The sequence below is a fragment of the Pelomonas lactea genome, from assembly GCF_043555885.1.
Taxonomy (GTDB): Bacteria; Pseudomonadota; Gammaproteobacteria; order Burkholderiales; family Burkholderiaceae_C; genus Pelomonas; species Pelomonas lactea.
Genome location: NZ_JBIGHX010000008.1, coordinates 1 through 21540, shown reverse-complemented (window position 1 = coordinate 21540; position 21540 = coordinate 1). Strand labels below are relative to the sequence as shown.

Annotated in this window: 1 protein-coding gene (only partly in view); it reads left to right on the top strand. The window is 66.2% G+C overall.

All coding sequences use genetic code 11. The features are described 5' to 3' along the window. The coding region annotated (locus tag ACG04Q_RS19730) for a CARDB domain-containing protein (protein ID WP_394513012.1) crosses the window boundary (this coding region is incomplete at its 3' end): on the top strand, positions 1 to 21540 show 21540 of its 31852 nt. Its footprint begins 10312 nt before the window's first position.

Below are 21540 nucleotides of genomic sequence, written 5' to 3'. Positions count from 1 at the left end.
TTGCCTACAGCGGCCGTGACCTGACCGTGCAGTGGAGCGTTGCCAACCGCGGCATCGGCATCACCAACACAACGAGCTGGACCGACAGTGTCTGGCTCAGCCGCAATGCCGACGGCAGCGGCCAGCGCTTTGACCTGGGCAACGCGGCCCACCTCGGCCAGATGGCCGTTGGGGACAGCTACAACCGCAGCATCAATGTGCGGCTGCCCGATGGCATCTCGGGCGACTGGTACCTCAACGTGTCGACGGCCGTCAACAACGGCGTCTACGAGTTCGTCTACGGCAACAACAACGTGGGCCACTCGCTGGCCGTGCCGGTCACGCTGAGCGACTCGCCAGACCTGGTCGTCGAGGGTCTGGACACCCAGGCCACGGCCAAGGAAGGCGCGCTCATCGACGTCACGTGGACCGTTCTCAACCAGGGCGTCGCCCGCGCCGCCGGCCAATGGCAGGACGCCGTGCTGCTGCTCGCGCCGAACGGCTCCACCGTCGTGCTGGGCACCTACGTCTACGACCGTGGGCTGGACGCTGGCCTGCGCTACTCGCGCACCGAGCAGGTCCGCCTGCCGAGCAAGATCGAGGGCGGCTACCGCCTGCGCGTGATCACCAACAGCCTGGGCGGCACCGGCGGCAACCCGCAGGTCTATGAGTACGGCCCTGCGCGCGACAACAACGCGACGACCGACACGGACGCCATCGCCATCAGCCTGAACGACCGGCCCGACCTGCGCGTCACCGACATCCAGGCGCCCGACAACGTCACTGCCGGCACCTCCGCGGGCCTGAAGTTCACCGTCGCCAACGTCGGCACCGAGGCCACGGCGGGCCGGTGGCAAGACTACGTCTACCTGTCGCTGGACGGCATCGTCAGCGCCGATGACCTGCTGCTGGCCCGCGTGGACAGTAGCTCGGCCCTCACACCAGGCGGCGAGCCCTACACCACGACCGTCAACGGCGTGGACATCCCCATCCGCTACCGCGGCGATGTCTACCTCATCGTGGTCGCCGACGGCGCCAACCGCATCGACGAGCATCCCAACGAGGCGAACAACGCCCGCGCCCAGCGCATCCACGTCAACGCCATTCCGTTTGCCGACCTCGTGACCAGCAACGTCGTCGCGCCCGATCAGGCCGTGCACGGCGCCAGCTTCCAGGTCGACTACAAGGTCACCAACAAAGGTTCGGCCGTCACGCGCGGCGATGCCGCCACCACGCAGAGCTGGACCGATACCGTCTGGCTCACCGTCGACAAGTCCCGCCCCAATCCGGGCAAGGGCGACATCAAGATCGGGCAGATCACACACACAGGCCACCTCGCCGTCGGCGAGGACTACCTGGGCTCGATCAACGTGCAGCTCCCGGACGACGTGAAGACGGGCCAGTACTACGTCACCGTCTGGAGCGACACCTACGACGCCATTCTGGAAGACACGCTTTCCAGCAACATCAACCCCGACGACCCGACTCAGGCCGACAACAACAACTACAAGGCCCGCGCCATCTCGGTGCTGGGCATCACGCCGCCTGACCTGGTGGTCACGGGCGTGGGCGCGCCCGCCGCGGCACAGGCCGCTGGCAGCTACACCTTCAACTACACGGTCAAGAACCGTGGCGACGCGTTCAACGGCAGCTGGACCGACAAGGTCTGGCTGATGGACAACCCCGACCCTGCCAAGGCCACGGTCTATTGGCTGCTCGGCGAATTCAAGCAGCAGCGCGGTCTGGGCAATGGCGAGACCTACAGCGTCAGCCAGACTGTCAACCTCGGTCCGTCGGTCAGTGGCGGCTACCTGGTCGTGCAGACCGATGCCGGCTACAGCTACACCGGCCGCAACGACGTGACGGAGGTCAACGAGGCCAACAACATCAACAGCGCGGTGACCAGCGTCACCAACGCGCCGGCCGACCTGCGCGTCACCAACGTCACCACGCTGCCCGTCAACTACTCCGGCGAGGAGAGCACGGTCACCTGGACGGTGCAGAACTTCGGCGCGGCCGTGTGGAGCGGCACCAAGGGCTGGCTAGACAACGTCTGGATCAGCGCCGATCCCACCTTCATTCCGTCGCGTGCCACGCAACTTGCCTCCGTCGTGCACAGCAACGCGACGACGCTCGGCGCGGGACAGAGCTACACGGCCAGTGCCGTCGTCAAGCTGCCGCCGGGCACGGATGGCAAGTACTACATCTACGTCATCACCGACGCCCGGCACTACGAGTCCGAGCTCGCGCCGTTCTTCGGTTCGCACGACTGGTACTACGCCGCGCAGAGCGAGTGGCAGAAGCCCGACAGCCAATACTCGGACCGCAATGCCTACACCCGGGACGTCGGCTACGTCACGTCGGCCTTCGAGAGCGATGCCGGCAACAACCTCGGCAAGGGCTCGCTGAGCATCATCTATCGCGAGCCCGACCTGCAGATCGACTCGATCACCGTCGACAAGCCCAACCCCGGGTCGGGCGAGACCATCACCGCGACCTGGACCGTCACCAACCGTGGCACCCGCGAGACCCGCGTTGCCGGCTGGATGGACGGTATCTATCTGTCGCGCGACGGCACGCTGGATCCCACCGACTACGCGCTGGTGGACCGCGGCTCCAGCCTCGAAGTGATGCTGCATGCCAGCCAGGTCAATCTGGCCACTGACGCCGCCAATCCGCGGCGCACGCTGAAGCCCGGCGAGAGCTACACGCAGACCGCCACCTTCACGCTGCCGACGTCGATCAGCGGTGACTTCAACCTCATCGTGAAGGCCGACACCGGCGTCTTCCAGGGCATCGCCAACAACAACGCGGTCAGCAGCGTCCGCGCCGGGCTGCCCACCATCGGCGAAAGCGGCACCAACGGCGTGCCTGAGTTCAGGGACGAGGGCAACAACACCGCCAGGATCCTGCTCCCCATCACGCTCGCCACGCCACCGGACCTGCAGGTCACGGCCGTCACCGCGCAGGACTCGGTCATCGCCGGCCAGAACTTCACGGTCAGCTACACCGTGCAGAACCTCGGCGGCAAGACCCCGAACGACCAGGGCAGCTGGTACGACATGGTCTACCTGTCCAAGGACCGCTTCCTGGATCTGAACAAGGACCGCTACCTCGGCTATGTGCAGCACAGCGGCGGCCTCGCCGCCGGCGCCAGCTACAGCGGCAGCCTGACGTACACCGCGCCGCGCGACCTGGAGGGCAGCTACTACGTGTTCGTTGTCACCGACCCGGCCCGCGTGTCAGGCAGTGGCGACACCGGCCAGGTGCTGGAGTTCGGCAAGGACGACAACAACAACGCCGCGGCTGCGCAGCCCATGCGGATCGAGACGCCTCCGCCAGCCGACCTCGTGGTCACCAACGTCGTGGTGCCTGGCAGCGCCAAGGTAGGCGACGAGATCGAGATCACGTTCACCGTCTCCAACCAGTCCATCAACCCCGCCTACGGTCGCTGGACGGATGCGCTGTACCTGTCTGCCGACGCTGCGTGGGACTTGAGCGACATCCAGATCGGCAAGGTGGCCCACGTGGGCGATCTGGGCGCGAATGGCACCTACACCGCGACGCTGAAAGCCAAGCTGCCCGCACTCAAGGACGGCAGCTGGCGCGTGATCGTGCGCCCCGACCTCTACAACGAGGTCTTCGAAGGCAAGATCACCTACACGAACACGGGACTGAATCTGCCGCCGGGCGAGGCCAACAACCGCATCGCCTCCGGCGCGGCGCTGCATGTCGAGGTCCCCACGCTGACGGTGGGCCAATCCTTGGCCGCCACGCTGTCGAGCGGCCAGACTCAGGTCTACAAAGTCAGCGTCGCCGCGGGCGAAACGCTGCGCGTACTGCTCGACTCCACGGCCGCCGCCGGTGCGAACGAGGTCTACGTTCGCTGGAACGATGTGCCCACCGGCAGCGCCTTCGACGTCGCTTACAGCAACCCTGTGTCGCCCGACCAGACCCTGCTGGTGCCGACGACCAAGGCGGGCGACTACTACATCCTGGTGCGCTCGCGCCCGGAGAGCGCTTCCACGCAGGCAGCCGACGCCGTGCCGGTCACGCTGCGCGCCGATCTGCTGCCGCTGTCCATCACCAAGGTCACGCCTGACCAGGGCGGCGTCGGCGACGACGACCATCGCTGGGTCACCATGGACATTGAAGGCGCCCGCTTCGCGGCGGGCGCTCTGGTCAAGCTGGCACGCCCGGGAGAGTTCGAGATCGAACCCGAGCGCTGGCAGGTGCTGGACGCCACCCGCATCCGCGCCGTGTTCGACCTGCGCCACGTGCCGATGGGGCTGTTCGACGTCATCGTCACCAACCCCGACGGCACGCGTGTCGTCGAGCCCTACCGCTACCTCGTTGAGCGCATGATCGAGGTGGATGCCGCCATCGGCATCGGCGGCCCGCGCAACATCGAGCCCGGCGAGGCGGCGACCTACAGCGTCAGCCTGCAAAGCCTCACCAACGTCGACACGCCCTACGTTCGCTTCGACGTGGGTGCCAGCGACATGGGCAACAGCAAGGACGTGCTGGAAGGCCTGAACCTGCCGTACGTCGTGTTCGGCACCAACGTGGGGGGCAAGCCCGACGGCGCCGTTCAAGCGGGCAATGGCAATACCCAGTCCTACGGCACCACGCCCACCACCGGCGTGCGCGCCGACGTGCCCTGGGCCGCGCTGGACGGCATGACCAACACGAATGGCTGGAACCTCGCGCCCGGCTACGCCTTCGACCTGACCGCCAACGGCTTTGCCGGCGCCACGTTCAAGGTGCAGACCTATCCGGGGCTGGCCGAGTGGATGGCCTGGGACTTCGAGGGCCTGCGCGACAAGCTGTACGCCATCCGGCCGGACTGGAAGGCTTCGGGCATCCTGGACGAAGGCGTCAGCGGGCTGGACAAGATCTCCAAGGGCCTGACAAAGAAGTTCCTGTCCCATGACGAGGACCACATCACCGAGACGGAATCGGTGGCCATGCCGTTCCGCTTCGACACGCTGGCCAGCGTCACGACGCTGACCCGCGCCGAGTTCATCGCCGACCAGACCCGGCACGCCAAGGCGCTGCGCGCCGCCATCTTGAAGGACGCGACCGCGCCCAACGCGCTGGCCGTGCTGGCCGCCAACGAGGCTCAGTGGGTGAAGGGCTGGCTGGGCGCGCTGGAGACGGCAGGCCTGCTGCGCCCCGAGGGCCAGGCGCCCGCCATCCGCAGCGACGCGCTCGTGCTCAGCCTGAACGCCACGCTGGCCACCGGCATCCTGCTGGGCAAGGCCGGCGACAGCTACCGCACGCAGGCCGACCTGCTGGGCTTCTTTGCCAAGGTGCAGCAGTGGTACGGCGACACCGCACGCTATGCCGGCGACGACAAGGCTGCGCATGCGCCGGTGGGGTCTGTCGAAGTCCGTGACGTGTCGGACGGCAGCTCTGTCGAGGTGCCCGTGCCGGTCGCACCCAACCCGGCCGACTACGACCAGCACGCCTCGCAGGCGACGCACTTCATCAGCTTTGACGTCTTCGCGGGCAACCGTGCGGAGCTGGAGTACCTGCGCAGCATCGGCGTGCTGGACGGCGAGTTCCGTCCCGTCGGCCCGCAGGCGCTGAACCTGACCAGCTACCTGCAACAAGCCGCGCAGGCGCAGGCCAACGCGGCCGCCGCCATCAGCGTGCGCGGCCCGCAGGTGCTGCCGTCGGCCAACGGCTCGACCTATGTGCCGGCCGACTATGCGCTGCCCTACACACTGAACTTCAACAACACGACGAATGGCCCGGTGGGGGAAATCCGTCTGGTGACACCCATCGACAGCGATCTGGACGCCTACAGCCTGCGCCTGGGCGACCTGAAGGTCGGCGACATCAACATCCACGTCCCCGACGGCCAGGCCGTCTTCCAGGGCGACTTCGACTTCACCGGCTCCAAAGGCTATGTGCTGCGTGTCAGCGCCGGCATCGACGCCGGCGCCCGTGTCGCGACCTGGCTGATCCAGGCCATCGATCCCGACACCGGCGAAGTGATGCACGATCCGTCGCGTGGCCTGCTGCCGCCGGACGCCAACGGCCGCGCCGCCGGCGGCTTCGTGTCGTACACCATCCGCGCCAGCGAGCTGGCCAAGAGCGGTGCCAACATCACCGCCTCGGCCCGCGTGTTCTTCGACGCCACGCCGCCCATCGCCAGCACCGCCATCAGCCACACGCTCGATGCCGACGCGCCCGTCACCACGGTGACGGTCACGAGCAGCGGCGACAACGCCAGCGGCCAACCGACCTACAAGGTCAGTTGGAAGGCTGCCGACGACGCCTCGGGCGTCAAGCACGTGACGGTCTACGTCGCCACCGATGGCGGCGACTTCAAAATCTGGCAGAAGCAGGTGGCCGGCGCCGAAAGCACCGCGCTGTTCACCGGCCAGGCCGGCCACCGCTACGAGTTCCTGGCGGTCGCCACCGACAACGCCGGCAACCGCGAGGCCGCCAGCGTCAGCAACGCCGTGCTGCCCGACGACGGCAGCCGCAGCGAGGCCCAGCAGGGCCTGGGCGTCACCGACACGCTGGACCAGACCGCCGAACTGCCGGCCGCCGCGCCCGACCGCAACTACACCGCCAGCGACCTGTTCGCACAGGCCGCACAGCGCCTGCCCGGCTTCGTCATCACGCCCGCGCTGGGCGGCCTGGGCAGCGACCTGCAGTCCGTGCTCGCGCCACTGCAGTTGCGCGGCTTCGCCAGCGGCTTCGCCGCCAGCCAAGGCGAGATCGGTGCGCTGGCCATGGTCGAACTGGCCGACGGCAGCGTGCTGGCCAGCGCCGGCACCGAGCGCAACGAGGTGTTCCGCTTCGGCAAGGACGGCGGCCGCTCCGTGCAGCCGCTGTTCACGACCACCGCCGCCATCCTCGACATGGCGCTGGACGCCGCCGGCAACCTGTGGGTCATGACCGGCGCTGAGCTGATGATGATCGATGCCGCCAGCGGTGCCGTCATCAGCCGCACCCGCGCCCCGGCCGGCGAGCCGCTGACGCACGCGCTGGCCATCCAGCCCGGCACCGGCCTCATCTATGTGGCCAGCGGCAACGGCGTCGAGATCTTCGACCCCAAGGCCGAAGCCAACCGCGCCTGGACCCACTTCAGCAACACCCGCGTCGGTGACCTCGCCTTCGGCCCGGACGGCCGCCTGTGGGCGGTGCGCTGGACCGGCAGCGACGTGCGCGGCGCGCTGCCCGAGGCGACGACCGACATCGTCAGCTTCCCCATGAGCGGCGCCACCAAGGGCCGCGCCGAGCTGGAGTACCGCCTGGCCGGCCTGGTCGACAGCATCACCTTCGGCAGGGCCGGCACGGGCCTCGCGGGCCTGCTGCTGGCCAGCAGCAACACGCCGCAGCGGCCGACGGCCGCCGACGGCAGCAGCACGGCCGCGCACAAGGGCGCCGTCTGGGCCATCGAGCTCAGCAGCCGCCGTGCGCTCAAGCTCGCCGACGGCGGCACGCGCGGCGAGAGCATCGTCGCGACCGCCGACGGCCGCATCCTCATCGCGCAGACCACCCGCATCGACGAACTCGCGCCCGTCAAGGCGCCCAAGGTCGTCGCATCCAGCATCGGCGAGGGCGCGCTCGTGCCGCTGCCGCTGACGCAACTCGCCATCAGCTTCGACCAGGCCATGTGGACCGGCGCCGACGGCGCCGACACCACCGGTCCGTCCTCGGTGCTGAACCCGGCCAACTACCGCCTCATCGCGACCGGCGCCAACGTCAACCTGACGCTGCAGCCCGAGAGCGTGCGCTGGGACGTGGCCAGCAAGAGCGCCATCCTGACGCTGCCCAACCTGCCTGCGGGCGGTTGGCGCCTGGAGGTGGACGGTGGCCTGCGCAGCGCGCAGCAGGTCGAGCTGGGCGACGACTGGGATCTCGTGTTCACGGCCGTCACCGACATCTCCAACCTCGTGCGCATCGAGTTCATCGACACGCGCGCCGACCGCCTGACGGGCACGATCAGCTACGACGTTGCCCTGACGAACATCGGCGTCGTCGACCTCAAGGGTCCGCTGATGTTGTTGCTGGACCCGGGGCGCTATTTCGGAAGCAACATCGTTGGCGCTGCCGTGGGCGACGGCGCGCAGGCCGACCTGTGGGTGCTGGACCTGACGCCGGCACTGAGCGGCAAGCCGTTGAAGACCGGTGAGACGCTGTCGCGCCAGACGGTGAAGGTGCGCCCGGCGTCCAGCTTCGGCACGTCGCCGGGCTCGGGTCAACTGGTCAAGTTCAACCTGGGCCATGGCGTGTACGCCGTGCCCTATGACAACACGCCACCGCAGCTGGGCTTGCTCCGGGACGACGGCAGCTTGGACGTCACGGCCAGCGCGCTGCCGCCGGCCCTGGCAGGCCAGAGCTGGTCGACCGGTGTGTCCGCGCTGGATACCGACGGCACGCTGTTCTACTGGGAGATCGTCAGCGGGCCCGCCGGCATGACGATCGCGCAGGATGCCCTCGTCGAGAGCGGTGCCACCGGCTACGGCAACCAGGCCAAACTGCAATGGACGCCAACGGCGACCGATCGCGCGGACAACGAGGTGCTGGTGCGCGTCATCGACAGTCGCGGCGGCGTCGCGCTGCGACGCTTCATGCTGCAGGTGGCCGGCGCCAACCATGTGCCGGTCATCGCGTCGCTTGGCGACATGACGCTGGTCGAGGGCCAGAGCTTGAAGCTGCCGCTGCTGGCCAGCGACCCGGACGGTGACAACGTCACCGTGCTGCTGCGCAACCTGCCCGCCGGCGCCTTCTATGACGCCGCCAGCGGCGTGCTGAGCTGGACGCCTGGGTACGACCAGGCCGGCACCTATCGCAACGTCACCGTCGTCGCCAGCGATGGCAAGCACGAGGTGCAGTACCGCTTCAACATCACGGTCGAGCAGGGCTGGCCGGCGCCGGTCTTCCCGGCACTGGCCACCCAGTCGCTGCGAGAAGGTGATCGCTTCGGCCTGCAGCTGCCCGGCAGCGTGCCGGGCGGCCTGCAGCAGCCCGACGGCAGCAGCGTCAGGTTGCAATGGGATGCCGCCTGGCTGCCCGGCGGCGCCACGCTGGACAGCGACACCGGCTGGTTCGCATGGGCGCCCGGCTACGCCCAGGCGGGCCAGTTGACGCTCCCGCTCACGCTGACGGCCATCTTCACCGCGCCCGACGGCACCACCACCAGCACCTCGGTCAAGCGTGACCTCAGGCTCGACATCGCCAACGCCAATGGCGCGCCCATCTTCGACCCGGTGCAAACCTGGGGCGTCATGGAAGGCCAGCCGCTGCGCATCAGCGTGTTCGCGTTCGACCCCGACAACCCGAGCTTCGAGCCCAAGATCCGCCTGAATCCGGGCAGCCCTGCGCTCGACGGCAGTGGCACCGCCACCGTCAGCTACTCGGTGAGCGGACTGCCTGCTGGTGCAACCTTCGACGCCGACACGCTCGAAATCCTGTGGACGCCCGGCTACGCGCAGGCCGGCACCTACTACGTGACCGTCACCGCCACCGACGACGGCAACGGTACCGGCCAGCCGAAGACCAGCCAGGTGACGTTGCCCATCGTCGTGGCCAACGCCAACCGCTCGCCCGAGTTCAGGGACATCACCAACGCCTTCGTCGACCGTGGCGCGGTGCTGGAGATCCCGGTCGAGGCCGTCGACCCCGATGGCAATCCGCTGCTGCTGACCTTCCAGGGCCTGCCCTCATTCGCAACCTATACGCAGACCCTGAACCAGGCCGGCAAGCTGACCGGCGTGATCCGCTTCGCACCCGGCGCCAACCAGCGTGGCGACTACACCATCACGGTGGTGGCGCAGGACGATGGTGATGGCGACGAGAACCAGGCACTGGCTGCTGGCAAGAGCTTCGTGGTCAGCGTGCGCAGCCCCAGCGAGGCCCCGGTCATCACGCTGCCCAGCCGTGTCGTGGCCGTGGCAGGCGCGGAACTGCGCCTGCCCATCCTCGTGTCCGACCTGGACCAGGATGCCCTGAGCTACGCCGCCACCAACCTGCCCGCCGGCGCCCGCATCGAGAGCGACCCGCGCTACGGGCACGCCACGCTGGTGTGGACACCACCAGTTGGCACGACAGGCAACTTCGACATCAGCCTGGCCGTGACCGACGCCGGCCTGCCGCCCGCCGATGCCGGCTACGTCGTGGATCCGGACCACCCACCGGTCCCCAACGTGTCTGTCAAGGATTTGCGCATCGTCGTGCGCGCCAGCAATGCCGCGCCGACGCTGTTCGCGGTGGCCGCGACGGGCGGCGCGATCCAGGGCGACCCGCTCGCCGGCAACCGCACCGTCGTCAATGTCGACGAAGGCGCTCCGCTGACGCTGGACCTGGCCGGCATCGACGCCGACCTCGACCTGCTGGACTGGACCGTGGAAGGCCTGCCCGCGGGCATGCAGCTCACGCCAGCCCAAGGCAGCGGCGGCCAGACGCGCCTGCAACTGCGCTGGACACCTGGCCTCTTCGCTGCGCAAAGTGACAACCAGAATGGCGTGGCTCCGGGCCACTACCTGCTCAAGCTCAAGGCCAGCGACGGCAGCGCGAGCTTCTCGCGCGACCTCGAGATCGTCGTTGCCAACGTCAACCAGGCGCCGCTGCTGCTGCCGCTGCCGCTGCAGCTGGTGCCCGAAGGCCAGACGCTGAACTTCAACGTCCGCGCCTACGACGGTGACAACGACGCGATCCGCTACGCGCTGGTCTACGACGCCAACACACCCAGCGGCGTCAATTTCGACCCCACCACCGGCTACTTCGAGTGGACGCCGGGCGCTGACGTCGTCGACAACGCGACCACCGGCACCCGCGCCTTCACGTTCAACTTCACCGCCACCGACGGCCAGGCCACGGTGAACCGTTCGGTGCAGGTGCGCGTGTTCGACACCAACCGCCCGCCGGAGATCAGCACCGCCAGTCATGCGCTGCTGGTGGGCCAGGCGTTCTCGCTGCCGGTCGTCAAGGGCGCCACCAGCCCTGCCGGCGCGCTGCGCGTGTCCGATGCCGACGGCGGCGCACAGACCGCGGCACTGGCTGTCACCTTCCAGGGGCTGCCCGAAGGCGCGGCCTACGACGCGGCCAATGGCCGCCTGAACTGGACCCCGGGCCCGGGCCAGGTGGGCGACTTCACCGTGCTTGCCACAGTGAGCGACGGCAAGAACACGATGACCGGCAGCTTCGTGCTGCGCGTCGTTGCCGAGGTGGCCGCGAACGCGCCCAGGCTGCTCGTCAACCTGACGCCCAGCACCCCGGTACTGCCGGGCCAGGTGGTGCTTGCCACCGTGCGAGCTGACGCCTTCAGCCCGGTCGCCCGCCTGGATGTGCAGGTCCGCGGTGCGGGCCTCGGCCAGGCCGACTGGGTACCCGTCACGCTGGACGGCCTGGGTCGCGTGCGCATCACGCCCACGCAGCCTGGCCTCGTCGAGCTGCAGGTGACTGCTGTCGACGCCGACGGCTTCTCGTCCACCACCACGCAGACCGTGCGCGTGCGCGACCCGCTGGACACCGCGGCGCCCCAGCTGAGCTTCAGCGGCGCACTGGACACCGGCAGCCTGGCGCCCACGGTGATCGGCAGCACCACGTCGCTGTCCGCACACATCGCCGACCTGCAGCTGATGGGCTACGTGCTCGAGGCCGCACCGTCCAACGGCGACCGGGTGGATGAGTCCGCCTGGCGCACGCTGACGCAGGCCGACCTGGCCGGCGCAGCGCTCAACGCCAACGTGACCTTGGCCTCGCTGGACCCGTCGCGCTGGGCGAACGGCGTTTACCTGCTGCGCCTGCGCGGCTGGGACCTGACCGGCCGCACCACCGAGATCACCACCCGCGTGCTGGTCGATTCGGCGAACAAGCAGCTCGTGCAGGCGCAAGCCACCGACGCGGTCTTCCACCTCGGCAACCACGACCTGGCGCTGACCCGAAGCCTTGACGTCAACGGCCACGGGGACCTCGGCAACTGGACCCTCCCGCTGCTGGACACCCGCCTGACCCATGACCAGGCGGGTGGCGACAGCCTGGGCGGCTCGGCCGCCTGGCTGCTCGGCGCGCGCGTCTGGCTGCAGATGCCAGCCAGCCTGGCCACGGCCAACGCGGCCACCGCCTACCTCAGCTTCAGCCTGAGCACGGCAAGCCAGCCACTGTCCACAGACGCAACCGCGCCCAAGGTGTTGCGCCCGATCTTCACCGGCAACACCCCAGGGTGGACGTTGACCGCGCTGGACGCCGACCCGACCACGTCCGTGGCCCTGCAGGCCCAGGGCCAACGCCTGCTCGACCGCAGCACAGGCCTGCCCTGGCAGCCCAGCGGCTACGAGTTGACCGGTCCGGATGGCACCCGCTACCGCCTCGATGCCCAAGGCCGCGTGCAGGGCGTTCGATTCGCCGACGGCCAGCAATGGCTGGTGTCCGACGCGGGCGTGGCCCTGGCCGGCAGCAGCGACCCGACCAACCGCGTCAGCTTCGAGCGCGACACGCAAGGCCGCATCGAGCGCATCGTCGGCCGCGAGGCTGGCGGCAGCGATGCCGCACTGGTCTACCGCTATGACGCGCAAGGCCGCCTGGCACTGGCGCGCAGCCTGTTTGGCGCGACGGACCTGAACCAGAACATCGGCTACCACGCCGATGGTTCGGTGATCAGCGAACCCATCACCGCGCAATTGGGCACGGCTGCCGGCTGGATGGCCAGCGCCTCCACGACCACCAACACCTGGACCGGCAACCTGACGGCGGGCTCCACCGCTCGCTTCAGCTTTGTCGTGCGCGACAGCGAACTTGCCAGCACCGTCAAGACACCGGGCGCGGCAGGCGCGCTCATCGTCACCGTCGAAACCACGGCCGGCACCACGCTGGCCGTGGAAGGTGCAACGGTGCTGGGCCAGGCCAGCCAGAGCGGCAAGACCGTGACGCTGATCCGCGTGACCGAGTCCGGCCTGAAGCTGTTGAGCCTCACCGGGGCGGGCACTGCCGGCATCAAGGTCACCATCGCCGGCGACCTGAACCGCGACGGCAAGGTCGACGGTACGGATTCCGCCGCCTTCGCCACCGCGGGCGTGGACATCAACGGTGACGGCGCCGCCGATGACACCGACCGCCAGGCGCTCTATGCCAACTACGGCTGGCGCGCCAACCTTGCGCCCGTCGACGTGAGCAGCACCACGCCGGTGCTGACCCACGTGGACCTCGGCAAGACGCTGAGCCTGGACGCCGCCGCGCTGGACATGGAGGGTGACCGCCTGTTCTGGCGCGTTCTCGGCAGCCAGCACGGCCAGGCGCGCCTGAGCGCCGACGGCCACAGCATCGAGTTCCAACCCGACGCCGGCTACGCCGGCCTGGGCTCCATCACGCTGCAGGCCGACGACGGCTACGGGGCGAGCCGCCCCATCACGCTGAACTTCAACGTCAGCGGTTCGAAGCTCGTGGCCCTGCATCTGCGGCCGATGGGTTCGATGCTGACCGGCCAGGGCCTGGCCGTGCAGGTCAGTGCAGACTTCGAGGATGAGAAGGGTGTGGCGATCACCGATGCCCGCTACCTCAAGCTCAGCGCCCTCGACCTGGCGCCGCAAGGCTCGGTCATGGGCAATGCCGTCGACATCGACGACGCCCACGACCGCGTGATGGCCCGCCAGGCCGGGCCGGCGCTGGTGCAGGTGGAGCGGCGTGACATTGACGGGCGTGTGGTGCGGGCTGTGGCGGTGATCAACGTCGCCCAGTCAGTGAACCCGGTGTTCGATGAAGACGGCGAAGATCAAGGGGGAGAAGCCGAGCCACTGATCGTCGAACCGGACGTCTACCCCGGCACCATCAGCCTGGCGCTGGGCGGCACCCGCCAGCTCAAGGTCAAGGTGGCGGATGTGGACACGGGCGAGACCCGGGATGTGCATGCGGCAACCGGCACGCGCTATGTGTCCAGCGACGACAGTGTCGCCACCGTCAGCGCCGATGGCCTGATCACGGCCCGCACCAACGGGCGTGTCATCGTCAGCGTCATCCACCTCGCGAGCAGCCATGACCGGGATGGCCACGTGATCTGGCAGGTCGTCGGCCAGCAGGACATGTGGGTCAATGTGCAGGCTGCCCAGATCGCCGCGTCCGCGGGGATCGCCGTGCAGGCGGCCCAAGGCGGCATCGTGGCAGCGCCCACTGGGGAAACGGTGCTCATCGGCGCGGGCGCCCTCAAGGAGGACGCGGCGGTCAAGATCGAGCGTATCGATGTCGCGACGATCGCGCAGACGCTGGGATTGCCCCTGCCCGCGCCGGAAACGCTGCAGGCCGTCGCCGCCTTCCGGCTCGACATCGGCAGCCAGATCACCAACGCGGCGTTGCAGATGGCGGTGCCGATGCAAGGTAGTCCGGACTACACCGCCGGCGAAGAAGTGCTGATCCTGCGCAAGGGCCAGGTGCAGACGCCGACGGGGATGGCCGACACCTGGTGGGTGGTTGACAACGGCTTTATCGGTGCCGATGGCGTCATCCGCACCGCCAGCCCGCCGTATCCCACGCTGGACAGTTCCGGCGAGTACCTGGTCTGCAAGAAGCTGCCGGGCATTCCCGCCAGTGCCTTCGAAGCGGTGCCCGACGCGGGCAACATTCTGATGAGCATGGCCGGCATGACGTTTGGCTATGGGTTGATGGCCGAGATGGTGACCATCGACATGATCATGATCGTCGCCGCGAGAGCACGGCAAGCCTCGGCGTTGGAATACCACTTTGGCGTGCCGCAGTTCCGCGACGTCAAGTTCGAACAGGTCACCGTGGCGGGCCGCACCAAGACCGTGATGAGCTTGGCACCGGCACCCGAGGTGCAGACGCCATACGGCAAGGTCGCAGCGCCTGCCATCGTCACTCTCAGTCAGGATGGTCAGGGCCAAGTCACGTTGACGACGAGTCCCCCCGCTTCGAGCAGCAGCTTCCCCTCGGAACTCGTGGTTCGCGCCATCTTGCCCAGCGGGGATTGGGTGCAGTACCGCGCCAGTTCCGGTTCAGCAACGAGCATGACGGTCAGCATCACGGCGCCGGACATCGTCAACACCAGCCAGGGCAAGTCAGGGATCACCGCCCTCACGCAGGCTCTCACCAAGGCCCCCCTGGGCAAGATCCGCTGGCAGCTTGTGCGCCAGGTGCCGATGGTCGATGTTGACGCTCATGGACGCCTTGTCTACGGCGACCCCATTGAGGTCCTGGGCAATACCGGCCAGCTCGAACCCATCGCCAACATGGCCGCTGTGCTCACGCGCACGGGCATCGAGTTCGTGCGGGAGACCCAGGGCATCAGGGAGAACCTGGGCACCACCACGCTGCTTGACCACCTCGAGTCATTCAACCTCGAGCAGTACCTGACCGGCGGCAAGGTTCAGCCCATCGTCTACAGCAGCGACAACACGACCGTCTTTGTCGCCGGCAAGGGCGTCATCTGGGTCATCGACACGGTGACCTACAAGGTGCTCGACCGCTGGCGCATGGACGGGTACTCAGTCAGCACCGCCGATGCCACGAATATTTCCAGTCTGGCGTCGGTGGGTGACCTTCTCATCGTCGGGGAAGGCAACCGCTTCGGTGCGGCCGGCGGCGCACCAGGCAACTACCGCCTGCTGGCGATCAACACGTCGCCGGACAGCGAGCAGTACGGCAGGCCCATCACGTTCAACATCGGCAGCAGCGTACTCAGCGGCAGCCCGTTCGGCGTCTCCGGCATGGCCATCGGCCCCGACGGCCGCACCCTGGTTGTAGCGGCGCCCACCCAAGCCAACACAGTCGGCATGCCTGATCGCAACAAGCGGGGCAATGTCCTCGTCTTCGACCTCGACACGCTGAATCTGCGCACCGGCAAGATCGATGCGCCGATCATCGCCACGCTGCCCAACGACGGCATCTCAGGCAAGGCGCCGCAGGTCATTACGCCGACCCGGGACTCAGACCGCTTCCTGGTGGACAACGTGATGGACTACGACCGCGGCCTGGGCACGCTCACCATCAAGCGAGACGACGAGACGGGCAAGCTGATGAGCGCCAGCCTCAACGCCGTACGGATGTTCCAGTCCGACCAGGACACTCTCATCGACCGGCTCGACATCCAGCGCGCACAAAGCGCCGTGCTGGTGGAACTCGATGGCGAGGAATACGCCGTCGTGGCGGACGACAACTACAACTTCCGAGATCCGCTCTACATGGCGCAGTTTGCAGTGCCGAACTTCGTCTTCACGCCCAAAGGTTTCCCTCTTGCGGTGGGCGGCAGCGTCGACGCCAAGAAGGTCGCCGTGGGTGGGAAGTTGGGCATCGTCAAGGACCCGTTCGGGCTCAAGGGCGAGCCCAAATACTTGGGCGCCACCTTGCCGCTGGACGGCTATGGCATCCAGAACCTCAGCCTGTCACCCGATCACAAGGTGCTGCTGGGGCAACTCAACGGCGGGTTCAGTGCGCGCGACCAATGGTCAAAGCAGTTGCCGCATCAAAGCGGGGCTTGGAACATCAAGCAGCTTATTGAGGCGGCCAATGCCCAACCGGAGCATGACAGGCTCAAAAAGCACATCAAGCTGCCCCAGGGCGCCGAGCAACTGATCGCCGGCGACGGGTTCGCGCCAGCAGGAACGTCCTTTGACGACGATCCCGTTGAAATTCGCGTGCTTGGAAATATAGGCGATGTGTTGGAGATAGATACAAAGCGTCTGGTGGCGCACGCGCTACTGGGACTTGCGATGCCCAGCGAGAAATTAACGGCTGAAGAAGCTGCGGAAATTGCTGCCAACAAAGACAAGATCCAAATACTGATAGACAACCTCGATATTGGATTTACCAACACGGAAATCAATAAATTTGATGAAAACAATAGCCAATTTAGTTTGGTGAAGGATGGGAAAAATCCCTACTCCAGAGAAATCCATGGAAAAACCGAAGTAAAGGCAAATTTCTCCGACACGGGAAGGTTCTACGTCGCCCCCAAGATCACCACAGATGGCCTCAAAAGTGATTTGGAGCGTCTGCACTCCAGCGAGTCGCCAGGCGGCAAATGGATGAATATTGAGCTTTCCTACAAGCTCAATGGGAACGTCGGCGAATTTGGTGACTATCCGATCAGCCCCACAGGATATGAGGGGAAGGTGAAGCTGGGGATCGTGGCCCTGGATTACGACAGGCGTTCCGCTGCCTTGTTTGGGGATCGCCCATTGGATAATCCTGGCTATTCGCCCTTTACACTGCTTGGCGAGGTTCGGTCAGGCCGCAAGGAAAATGACCCCCTGGATGTATTTAGAGTTGAGCAACGTTTGATGTATCTCGGATATCCAGCATTTGGATATCAAGCCAGCGCCTCCAACAACACCCCGCAATCATTTGATGTAGATGGGACCTTCGGAGACAAGGAAGAGCGGGCGCTCAAGCTTTTCGAGAAGGTGGTTCGCTATGGCATCGGTGTTGGTTCTGCGAATGCTCAGGTAACAACTACCGTGGTCGATAGCAAATACGCTATTGCCACAGTTACAGCAAAGGCCTCATATACCGCGTTAGGAGCGCTGAAGGGAACGGAGGCGACAACTCAGAACGGCGCGCCTGAATATGAGGTGGCGGTCAAGCCATCAAAGACACCGATGGCTAACAAGGCAGAGCAAGAGATTGAGGAAGCCCGAGTCATAGAGCTCGCAAAGGAGCGGGCACGTAATCAGGCCGAGAAGGCTGCAAAAGAAAAAGCGATTGCTGATGCACGAGCCTCCACCCGGTTCAGCACGTCAAGCCAAGGTGCCGACGGAATGCTGGAGGCTTCGGGCGATCAGCTGCAGAAGTCCTTGTCCTGGTTGAATGCATACAACGCACCACATTGGGTTCATATTTTTGAACCTTATAAGGTCAATAGTGCAACACTCAAGCGCTGGGAGAATACACAGCTCAAGGCATATGACGAAAATGTAGAGGTCTATGGCACTAGTTGGATGCGCGATCTATTGATGCTTCAAAATGAAGCAGCTCCAACACTGCGCACGGAAAAGAAGATTCTTTTCAACGGCGCGACCGATGCGAATTATTTTGCTACGCCACCGCATACGAAAACCGTTGGCAACACGACCAAACAGGCAGGACATTATTCTCACGATGTCGGCATGGCAATGGATGTCGGCCTAAGAAATCACATTAGCAAGGAGTATCAAGATACGGTCGATTCGCTAACGGATGAAATAAAATCCTTGCAAACGACTTATTGGAGTATTGCGAATGCAGTCTCATATTCTGCAAATCTCCCCGCGCTAGTGCAGGCCGCAACGCCCGCCTCAGGAAGCACCCCAGCCAAAGCGGCCGTCAGCTTGAATGACCAGGTTTCCGCCATTAGAAATGTTTTGTCGATATATGCCAGCGTGCGCAGCGATCCTGCGGCATCGGCTGGCAGTTGGGAGAATATATCAATAACAAGTGAGTCGGATGCAGCTCGAAAAAACATGGTCCGCGCTGCTTTGTTCGGCGATGGATCGACCAATTCCGCCTTGGTCAGCCGAGTTATTGTGGGCAAGCCTGACATTACGAAGAAAGAAGAAAAAAACGGAAAAAACGTTGAAACGGTTGTCCCGCAAAATCGTTACGAAAACATACATGCGATTTTTGAAAAGCTAGGCATACCTTCGGGTCTGGACAACGTCGACCACTTCCACGTCTATTTGCGTGTGCCTTCTCTGGTTGCTATTGGTGCCGGTGGCACCTCGCATCTGTTTGCAAACTCAGAAGAGGCGGCTCCCAGCGCTGTATCGACCGAGCCAAGTGGCTCATCATTGGTGGAGTTGCTGTCCGAGATCAATGACGGAAACATTTTTGCAGGATCGAATATGTTGGATGCCTTTGGATTTTTCGGGGGTCCTGTGGACCCAGCACCTTCTTACTTCAGCGCCGTTAGCAAAGACTCCCGGAATGAGAATTCGACACCTAGGCGGAAAGGTGACTTGACCTCAGGCACGCTCATTGTTTGCAAAGAGTTCACTGATCACATGGAGCCGGGCTCGGCAGAGCACGTAATTTCACCCGCCTTTGAGTTGTTGGAATATTTAAAGGAAAGGAATAACGTATCCGTGGATCGTCAAAGCGTCCCTGTTGAGGTCGTCACCTTACCCGCGCATGGGACACTGCAGCGAATTGAAATCGATGGAAACAACACCTTTGCTTATTATCCGGAGCCGGGCTACTTAGGTGCTGACCTAGCGACTTTCCGCGCTCGCATTGGTCAAACTCAATACGCCATCAAGATGGATTTGCGCACCTTTGGGGAAGATGGCGCGAATGGGGGCGCAGCCGTCTGCCCGGATCCCCAATTTATTCCTGCGAACGGCAAGGCTGGGGCGATCAAGGTTTCTCTTGAACGTCTTTCGTCTCAAATACTTGGACAAACAGATTTCAATGGCGCTGCCTACTCAATCGCGCTGAATTCGACGGCAGCCGGCCACGGCTGGTACCTCGCCCCCACCCCCCTCGACAACACCGACGACTTCCTCCCCACGGCCGATAGGACCATTTGGCGAGCCAAGGCCGGCAGCGCCGCCGACGGCAAGATGGACCTGCTCTCGGTGCTGCTGCACGAGTACGGCCATGTGCTGGGGCTGGAGCACAGCGGCGATTCGGCGGACTTCATGGCGGCAACGCTGCAACCTGGCGTGCGCCGCCTGCCAACTGAGGCCGAGCTTGGCTGGATGGCAGAGCGCATTGCGGAGTTGAAGGCAGAGCGTGATGGCAACACGGACGGGCCGTTCGTGCCGTCGTCACCGAACCTGCCGGGCTTGCCCAGCGGTACTCGCAGCGCGTCCGGCGCCCGCCTGGCACGCCGCAGCACAGGCGACGTTACGCCTGCGCCGCAGTTCGCCACCGCGGTGAACACCAGCCTGCTCAACGGCAGCTTCAGCCAGTCCGGCACGCCCAACGGCGCCGGCTGGACAACGCAGGGCGACGTCAGCTTCTCGGCCGACGGCGCCACGCTGGGCGAGACCGGTGGCCGCCAGGCGCGCCTGCTGCAAGGCTTTGCCATCGGCGCCAGCGACAGGGTCCTCAGCTTCACCATCGCCGGTCCCGGCCTGCAGGCCAATGCCGGCGGCCCCGGCGACGCCTTCGAGGTCGCGCTGCTGGATGCCGACTCCGGGCTGGCACTGGCCGGGCGCGCAGACCTGGCCGGTTCCGACGCGCTGCTGAACCGCCAGACCGCGCGCAACGGCCAACCGGCCGTCGAGCGCCTGGCGTCCAGCGTGCGCAAGCAGGTCAACGCCGACGGCAGCGTCACCTACTTGGTCACGCTGGCGCCCGAGCTGGCCGGCAAGTCTGCGCTGCTCAGCTTCGACCTGCTCGGCTTCGCCGCGGCCGACAGCCACATCACCGTGCGCGACGTGCGCATGCTGTCCGACACCCCGTCCGGCAACCTGTCGCCCACGGCGGCGGGTGGCCAGGTGCAGGGGACGGAAGACCAGGCGCTGCCCATCACCTGGGGCCAGTTCGCGGCCAGCGACGCCGACGCTCAACCCGGCACGCTGCAGATCGAGATCACCGCCCTGCCCGCCGACGGCCAGCTGCAACGCCAGCAGCCCGACGGCAGCTGGGCAGCAGTCGTGGTTGGCGAGCGCTTTACCGAAGCCGACCTGGCCGCACGCGGCCTGCGCTTCGTGCCGGCGGCCAATGCCTCCGGTGGCGCCGGCTATGCCACGCCGGGCGACGGCAACCGCCGCGAGCACTACGCCCGCATCGGCTTCCGCGCCTTCGACGGCGAGCTCTACAGCGCGCCGGCCAGCCTGGTTGTCGACATTGCGGCCGTGGCCGACGCGCCCACCCTCACCGTCACCGGCGGCAACACCGTCGCCGGCGTGGAGGACGTGGCGCTGGCGCTGCACGCCATCGTCGCCGGGCTCGTCGACAACGACGGCTCCGAGACGCTGGTGCTGACGCTGACCGGCCTGCCTGTACTTGATGGTCAGGGCTTCACGCTGTCCGACGGCACCCACAGCTTCACGCCCACGGCCACGCAGCGCGTCGTCAACCTCGCCGGCTGGCAGCTTGATGCCCTCACGCTGACGCCGCCGCGTGACTTCAACGGCAGCGTGGCCCTGCAACTGCAGGCCACCGCCCTCGAAGGTGCCACCGGCGCGTATGCCACCACCAGCCAGGTGGTGACGGCCCAGTTCGTCGCTGTGGCCGACGCGCCCACGCTGGTGCTGAGCCCGCGCGACGTCGCCGTCAGCCGCGAGCTGCTGGCCACCAGCTGGGAGACGCCGGCCAACACGGCGACGACCGCCACGGTCCTCACCGGCCGCGTGCTGGAAGGCTGGACCCTCCAGACCCCGACCACCGGCAAGACCGCTGCGTTCGAAATCTGGGCATCCGGCGACCGCATGACCAACGTCGGCGGCAACAGCTTCACCGTCCAGGCCATGCCCGGCAACGGTGGCCAATGGCTGGCGCTGATGAACGGCCGGCGCAGCACCTCCTACCAGACCCACGGTGTGGAGCGCAGCGTCGACACCATTGCCGGCGCGACCTACACCCTCAGCCTGGACTACGCCGGCGGCATGGGCTTCCTCGCGGCCAACACGCAGATCGGCATCTACGTCGACGGCGTGCGCATCGCCA